Here is a 7271-nt window from a genome sequence, read left to right on the forward strand (position 1 = left end):
CTCAGGGCAGGATGCCTGCGAGTCTGGCGCCGATGGCCTGCTGGTCAGCGCTGGAGAAAACCGGGTTTCGCTGCGCTGTTGGCGGCGCGGCGGACGGCGGTCAGGTCGGGCAGGTCTCGGCGACCAGCACGCTGCGGTCGAGCGTGTCCACACGCACATGGCCGCACAGCGCCATGGACAGCTCCAGATCCTCCGACAGGATCTCCAGGCAGCGGGTGACACCGGCCTGTCCCTGCGCGGCGAGGCCGTAGAGGTAGGCCCGGCCGATCAGCGTCGCCTGCGCGCCGAGGGCCAGCGCCTTGAGCACGTCCTGGCCGCTGCGGATGCCGCTGTCCATCCAGACCTCGGTCGATGCACCCGGCACGGCGCGCACGGCCTCGACCATGCGCGGCAGGGCCTCGATCGTGGTGGGCGTGCCGTCCAGCTGCCGGCCGCCATGGTTGGACACGACGATGGCTGCCACCCCCATCTGCGCCGCGCGGCGGGCGTCGGCCGGGTCCATCAACCCCTTGAGGATCAGCGGCCCGCCCCATTGCCGGCGCACCCACTCGATGTCGTCCCAGGTCAGGCTGGAGTCGACTTCGAGGTGCTTCCAGTCGGACATCTTCGCGATGTCGTCCACGCCCGGCGCGTGGCCGACGATGTTGCCGAAGACCCGCCGATTCGTCTTCAGCATGTCCATGCACCAGCGCGGATGGCGCACGAAGTCCAGCAGCACCCGCGGCCGGTACCACTGTGGCGCCGTGCTCAGGCCGTTGCGCACGTCCTTGTAGCGGCGGCCCAGCACCGGCGCGTCCAGCGTGAGGATCAGCGCCGAGCAGCGTGCTGCCCTGGCCCGCTCGATCAGGCTGGCGGAAAAGCCGCGGTCGCGCAGCAGGTAGAGCTGGAACCAGAAGGGTTTCGTGGTGGCCGCGGCCACGTCCTCGATCGAACAGATGCTCATCGTGGACAGCGCGAATGGCACGCCGAAGGCCTCGGCGGCGCGCGCGGCGTGGATCTCGCCATCCGAATGCATCATGCCCGCCAGCCCCGCCGGTCCGAGCGCCACCGGCATCGCCACCGGCTGCCCCAGCATCGTCGAGCGCACGTGGCGGCCGTCCAGGTTGACGGCCACGCGCTGGCAGAGGCGGATGTCGCGCAGGCGGTCGGTGTTGGCGCGGTAGGTGCCTTCGGTCCACGAACCTGCATCCACGTAGTCGTAGAACATGCGCGGGATGCGGCGCTGCGCCTGGCTGCGCAGGTCTTCGATGGAGGTGGCAAACGGCACGGACAGATTCACACGGGCGAACGGATCGGGACAGGATCGACTCCGGTCGATGCTACCGAGGCGTTCAGCCTGTGTTCAGTCCTCTGTGGGACGGAGCCCGCAGAAACCAATGGTTACCGCGGAATCGTACCGGGGACGAGGATGCTGCGGTCCACCTGCACGAGCTGGGTGTGGCCGGTGAACGCCATCGTCACGTCGAGTTCCTTGTGCAGGATCTGCAGCGCCTTGGTGACACCCGCCTCGCCCATCGCGCCCAGCCCGTAGACCATGGCGCGGCCGATCATCGTGCCACGCGCACCCAGCGCCCAGGCCTTCAGCACGTCCTGGCCGCTGCGGATGCCGCCATCCATCCAGACCTCGATCCGCGAGCCCACCGCCTCGACGATGGCCGGCAGCGCCTCGATGCTCGCCAGCGCGCCATCGAGCTGGCGGCCTCCATGGTTGCTGACCACGATCGCATCGGCGCCGCTGGCCACCGCGAGGCGGGCGTCCTCGACATCCTGGATGCCCTTGAGGATGAGCTTGCCACCCCAGCGCTCCTTGACCCAGGCCACATCCGCCCACGACAGCCGCGGGTCGAACTGCTCGTTGGTCCACGCCGACAGCGAGCGCATGTCGCTCACACCCTTCACATGGCCGACGAGGTTGCGGAAGGTGTGGCGCCTGGTGCCCGCCATGCCCAGGCACCAGCGCGGCTTGGTCATCAGGTTGACGATGTTCCTCAGCGTCGGGCGCGGCGGGGCGGTCAGGCCGTTCTTGAGGTCCTTGTGGCGCTGGCCGATGACCTGCAGGTCCAGCGTCAGCACCAGCGCGCTGCAGCGGGCGGCGCGGGCGCGCTCGATCATGCGGGCCATCGCCTCGCGGTCGCGCATCATGTAGAGCTGGAACCAGAACGGCGCGGTGGTGTTCTGCGCGATGTCCTCGATCGAGCAGATGCTCATCGTGGACAGCGTGAAGGGAATGCCGAACTTCTCGGCGGCGCGGGCGGCGTGGATCTCGCCATCGGCGTGCTGCATCCCCGTCAGGCCCACCGGCGCGATCGCCACCGGCATCTTCGCGTCGATGCCGATCATCTTCACCGCCGTGCTGCGGTTCTCCATGTTGACGGCCACGCGCTGGCGCAGCTTGATGCGCTGGAACGCCTGCTCGTTGTCGCGGTAGGTACCCTCGGTCCACGAGCCGGAGTCGGCGTAGTCGTAGAACATGCGGGGCACGCGCCGCTCGGCGAGCTGGCGCAGGTCTTCGATGCAGGTGATGACGGTCATGGCGGTGGGTCTCCTCGGTCTTGGCACAGTCTGCGGGGGCAGCGCAGATCGTAGGCCAGCCCCGCACCGTGTGCGCGGAAGGATCTTCAGCCGGGACCGGAGAGAAGTTCCTGCGCCGCCTCGTCGGCCACCTCGGCGGCCATGCCGGCCAGCCAGTCGATGAAGCCGAACGCCGGCTCGTGCGCACTGTGGGCAACCGCGTAGTACAGGTGCGCCGGCCGGGCCGTGACCCGGAACAGCGGCACCAGTGCCCCGCTGCGCAGCCAGTGCCGCGCCAGCGACGGCCGCGCCAGCGCCACGCCCTGCCCGCACACCGCCGCTTCCAGCGTCAGGCCGAGGTCGACCAGCCGTGGCCCCTGCGTCGGCTCGTGCCAGTCCAGCCCGGCGGCGCGGAACCATGGCGTCCAAGGCTCCAGCGGCGTGCGCAGCAGCGGAGCCAATGCCAGATCGGCGGGCATGGCGATCGGCCCCAGCCGCGCCAGCAGCCCGGGCGCGGCCAGTGGCACCAGCACATCGTCCATCAGCGGATCGACACCGGCGGCGGCGGCGTCGCCGTTGCGGATCTCGACGTCGGCATCGGCCTGCCCGCCATCGATGTAGGGAATCGACAGCACGATCTCCAGCTCGACCTCGGGGTGGGCAGCGGTGTAGTCGGCCAGCGCGGGCACCAGGATCTGGCGCGCGAAGGTCGGCGGAGAACTCACGCGCAGGCGCTGCACCCGCTGGGCCTGGCGGCGGTGCAGTGGCACAGCCGCCAGCAGCCCGAGGGCTGCGCGCACCTGCTCCAGGTACTCGCGACCGGCGGCGGTCAGGGCCAGGGTGCGCAGGCTGCGGCTGAACAGCGGCGTGCCGAGCAGGTCTTCCAGCGTGGCCACCCGCTTGGAGATGGCACTGGCGGTCACGGCCAGTTCATCGGCTGCGCGCTCGCAGGAACCAAGCCGCGCCACGGCCTCGAACGCACGCAGACCCTCGATCGAAGGGAATCGCACATCGGAGGGATCGGCAGCAGCGAACATGTCCGGACTCTAGCGGAAGCCCTCCGTGTCGCGTCACTGTCGCACCCGATGTCACTCCGCATTGCCCCTGTTGACGGAAGGCGCGTACAATCGAAGGCTTTTCGGAAATTTCCGAGCGCATGGCAATGGCAAATCGCCGCGCTGTGTGGTCATCGGAACGACCGGGAAACATCGTAACTTCAAACGGGAACAAGTTACCCATGCCAACCATCAACCAGCTCGTGCGCCAAGGCCGTGAGGTCGAAGTCACGAAGTCCAAGTCGCCTGCGATGCAGAATTGCCCGCAGCGCCGCGGTGTCTGCACCCGCGTCTACACCACGACCCCGAAGAAGCCGAACTCGGCACTCCGGAAAGTCGCCAAGGTGCGCCTGACCAACGGTTTCGAGGTCATCTCGTACATCGGCGGTGAAGGCCACAACCTCCAGGAACACTCGGTCGTGCTCGTGCGCGGCGGTCGTGTGAAGGACTTGCCGGGTGTGCGTTACCACATCGTGCGCGGCTCCCTCGACCTGCAGGGCGTCAAGGACCGCAAGCAATCGCGCTCCAAGTACGGCGCGAAGCGTCCGAAGAACACCAAGGCCAAATAAGCCTGCCGGGGTTCGCCCCATGCGTGATCTGACGTACCCGATCGGTCGTCACATCGTCACCGTTCAGCGTCAAGCTGTCGGGAGTAAGTGGATGTCCAGGCTGTGAGTGACATCCGAGGCCGCCAACACGCTCACCGAGCACCGGCTGCCAACTGAAGCCTCGAAAGGAATTGAAATGCCACGTCGCCGCGAAGTACCCAAGCGCGAGATCCTGCCTGATCCGAAGTTCGGATCCGTCGATCTGTCCAAGTTCATGAACGTCGTCATGGAATCGGGCAAGAAGGCCGTTGCCGAGCGCATCATCTATGGTGCCCTGGAGCAGGTGGAGAAGAAGGCCGGCAAGGAGCCGCTCGAAATCTTCATGACCGCGCTGAACAACGTCAAGCCGATGGTCGAAGTCAAGTCCCGCCGTGTCGGCGGTGCGAACTACCAAGTTCCCGTGGAAGTTCGCCCTGTCCGCCGGATGGCCCTGGCCATGCGTTGGCTGAAGGAATCCGCCCGCAAGCGCAGCGAGAAGTCGATGGCCCAGCGTCTGGCCAACGAACTGCTCGAAGCCAGCGAAGGCCGTGGCGGCGCGATGAAGAAGCGCGACGAAGTGCACCGCATGGCAGAAGCCAACAAGGCGTTCTCGCACTTCCGTTTCTGATTCAGAGACTGATCCGGTCCATCCGACCTTGAACCCCCTGGCTGCCCTTTTCGGTCCGATCGACCGTCTGGGGCAGTCTTTGCATTTGGAGTGACACCATGGCTCGCCAGACCCCCATCGAGCGGTACCGCAACATCGGTATCTCGGCCCACATCGACGCCGGCAAAACCACCACCACCGAACGGATCCTGTTCTACACGGGCGTGAACCACAAGATCGGTGAAGTCCACGATGGCGCGGCCACGATGGACTGGATGGAGCAGGAACAAGAGCGCGGCATCACCATCACGTCGGCGGCCACGACCTGCTTCTGGAAGGGCATGGACCGCTCGCTGCCGGAACACCGCATCAACATCATCGACACCCCGGGACACGTGGACTTCACCATCGAAGTCGAACGTTCGATGCGCGTGCTCGACGGTGCCTGCATGGTGTACTGCGCGGTCGGTGGCGTGCAGCCGCAGTCCGAGACCGTCTGGCGCCAGGCCAACAAGTACAAGGTGCCCCGCCTCGCGTTCGTGAACAAGATGGACCGCACCGGTGCCAACTTCTTCAAGGTCGTCGAGCAGATGAAGACGCGTCTGCGCGCGAACCCGGTGCCTGTCGTGGTGCCGATCGGTGCCGAGGAAGGCTTCAAGGGCGTGGTCGACCTGCTGAAGATGAAGGCCATCTTCTGGGACGAAGCCTCCCAGGGCATGAAGTTCGACTATGCGGAAATCCCGGCCGACCTGGTCTCCGTCGCCGCGGAATGGCGCGAGAAGATGGTCGAGGCCGCCGCCGAGGCGACCGAAGAGCTGATGAACAAGTATCTCGAAACCGGTGACCTCACCGAAGACGAGATCAAGCTGGCCCTGCGCACGCGCACCATCGCCTGCGAAATCCAGCCGATGCTGTGCGGCAGCGCGTTCAAGAACAAGGGCGTGCAACGCATGCTCGACGCGCTGATCGACTTCATGCCCTCGCCCGTGGACATCCCGCCGGTCGAAGGCACCGATGAAGACGACGAGCCGACCACCCGTCGCGCCGACGACAACGAGAAGTTCGCCGCGCTGGCGTTCAAGCTGATGACCGACCCGTTCGTCGGCCAGCTGACCTTCGTGCGCGTGTACTCGGGCGTGCTGCAGTCCGGCGCCTCCGTCTTCAACCCCATCAAGGGCAAGAAGGAACGCATCGGCCGCATCCTGCAGATGCATGCCAACCAGCGCGAGGAAATCAAGGAAATCCTGGCCGGCGACATCGCTGCCTGCGTGGGCCTGAAGTTCGTGACCACGGGCGAAACCCTGTGCGATCCGGACGCGATCATCACGCTGGAAAAGATGGTGTTCCCGGAACCGGTGATCTCGCAGGCTGTCGAGCCCAAGACCAAGGCCGACCAGGAAAAGATGGGCATCGCGCTGGGCCGTCTGGCTGCGGAAGATCCCTCGTTCCGCGTGCGCACCGACGAAGAATCGGGCCAGACCATCATCTCCGGCATGGGCGAGCTGCACCTGGAAATCATCGTCGACCGCATGAAGCGCGAATTCGGCGTGGAAGCCAACGTGGGCAAGCCGCAGGTCGCCTACCGCGAAACGATCCGCGACAAGGTCACCGAAGTCGAAGGCAAGTTCGTGCGCCAGTCGGGCGGCAAGGGCCAGTACGGCCACGTCGTGCTGACCATCGAGCCGCAGGAGCCGGGCAAGGGCTTCGAATTCGTCGACGCCATCAAGGGCGGCGTGGTGCCGCGCGAGTTCATCCCCGCGGTGGAAAAGGGCCTGATCGACACGCTGCCGAACGGCGTGCTGGCCGGCTTCCCGGTGGTGGACGTGAAGGTCACGCTGACCTTCGGTTCGTACCACGATGTGGACTCGAACGAAAACGCGTTCAAGATGGCCGCCTCGATCGGTTTCAAGGACGGCTGCCGCAAGGCCAAGCCGGTGATCCTGGAGCCGATGATGGCCGTCGAAGTCGAGACCCCGGAAGACTACGCCGGCTCGGTGATGGGCGATCTGTCCAGCCGCCGCGGCATGGTCCAGGGCATGGACGACATCCCTGGCGGTGGCAAGACCATCAAGGCCGAAGTGCCGCTGTCGGAAATGTTCGGCTACTCGACCACGCTGCGTTCGATGTCGCAGGGTCGCGCCACGTACACGATGGAGTTCAAGCACTACGCTGAAGCTCCGCGCAACGTCGCCGAGCAGATCATCACGGCGCGTTCGAAGTAAACTACCGCCCGCTGCCACCCGCCCGCCGGGTGGCAGTTCCAATTTGCTGTCTTCGGCGAGTCTGCCGTTCACTGCCGGTGGTGAACGGACCTGCAGGTTCCCGCGAGACGTTAAACCGGCCACCGGCCATGTTCTTTGTGATCTGGAGATCTGAAAATGTCTAAGGAAAAGTTTGTCCGTACCAAGCCGCACGTCAACGTCGGCACCATCGGTCACGTGGACCACGGCAAGACGACGCTGACGGCGGCGATCACGACCGTGCTGTCGAAGAAGTTTGGCGGCACCGCCA

General features: G+C 66.0%; 7 protein-coding genes. 4 read left to right on the plus strand and 3 right to left on the minus strand.

Annotation, left to right across the window (positions count from 1 at the left end; all coding sequences use genetic code 11):
* Nucleotides 1–100: 100 nt before the first annotated feature.
* The 3 genes from AB3X43_RS08465 to AB3X43_RS08475 all read right to left on the minus strand — a co-directional run bounded on the left by AB3X43_RS08465 (nucleotide 101) and on the right by AB3X43_RS08475 (nucleotide 3548).
* Complete coding sequence (locus tag AB3X43_RS08465) at nucleotides 101–1279, minus strand: alpha-hydroxy acid oxidase (protein WP_473965090.1); 1179 nt, start codon at nucleotides 1277–1279, stop codon at nucleotides 101–103.
* Nucleotides 1280–1380: 101 nt separating this feature from the next.
* Nucleotides 1381–2532, minus strand: coding sequence for an alpha-hydroxy acid oxidase (locus tag AB3X43_RS08470; protein WP_369429405.1), 1152 nt, complete (start codon nucleotides 2530–2532; stop codon nucleotides 1381–1383).
* A gap of 86 nt (nucleotides 2533–2618) precedes the next feature.
* The gene (locus tag AB3X43_RS08475) at nucleotides 2619–3548 is read right to left on the minus strand and encodes a LysR substrate-binding domain-containing protein (RefSeq protein WP_369429406.1); all 930 of its coding nucleotides are present in this window, start codon (nucleotides 3546–3548) and stop codon (nucleotides 2619–2621) included.
* Nucleotides 3549–3748: 200 nt separating this feature from the next.
* On the opposite strand from AB3X43_RS08475, the gene rpsL reads away from it, so the two are divergent.
* From rpsL to AB3X43_RS08495, 4 genes are all read left to right on the plus strand, one after another.
* On the plus strand, nucleotides 3749–4135 hold the full coding sequence (gene rpsL, locus AB3X43_RS08480) for a 30S ribosomal protein S12 (protein WP_369429407.1): 387 nt from the start codon (nucleotides 3749–3751) through the stop codon (nucleotides 4133–4135).
* Nucleotides 4136–4310: 175 nt separating this feature from the next.
* Entirely contained in the window at nucleotides 4311–4781 is a 471-nt protein-coding gene (gene rpsG / locus AB3X43_RS08485) for a 30S ribosomal protein S7 (RefSeq protein ID WP_369429408.1), read from the plus strand.
* 98 nt (nucleotides 4782–4879) lie between these two features.
* Nucleotides 4880–6982, plus strand: a complete 2103-nt coding sequence (gene fusA / locus AB3X43_RS08490; RefSeq protein ID WP_369429409.1) for an elongation factor G — start codon at nucleotides 4880–4882, stop codon at nucleotides 6980–6982.
* Nucleotides 6983–7138: 156 nt separating this feature from the next.
* A partial coding sequence (locus tag AB3X43_RS08495; RefSeq protein ID WP_369428238.1) for a GTP-binding protein occupies nucleotides 7139–7271 on the plus strand: 133 nt, incomplete at its 3' end.

The sequence above is a fragment of the Sphaerotilus sp. genome (assembly GCF_041083715.1).
In the GTDB taxonomy this organism is placed as follows: Bacteria; Pseudomonadota; Gammaproteobacteria; order Burkholderiales; family Burkholderiaceae_C; genus Sphaerotilus.

What these genes read in the sequence shown, in the direction of transcription:
- rpsL (WP_369429407.1), top strand. Translation starts at nt 3,749, where the DNA reads ATGCCAACCATCAACCAGCTCGTGCGCCAAGGCCGTGAGGTCGAAGTC.
- rpsG (WP_369429408.1), top strand. Translation starts at nt 4,311, where the DNA reads ATGCCACGTCGCCGCGAAGTACCCAAGCGCGAGATCCTGCCTGATCCG.
- AB3X43_RS08470 (WP_369429405.1), bottom strand. Translation starts at nt 2,532, where the DNA reads ATGACCGTCATCACCTGCATCGAAGACCTGCGCCAGCTCGCCGAGCGG.
- fusA (WP_369429409.1), top strand. Translation starts at nt 4,880, where the DNA reads ATGGCTCGCCAGACCCCCATCGAGCGGTACCGCAACATCGGTATCTCG.
- AB3X43_RS08475 (WP_369429406.1), bottom strand. Translation starts at nt 3,548, where the DNA reads ATGTTCGCTGCTGCCGATCCCTCCGATGTGCGATTCCCTTCGATCGAG.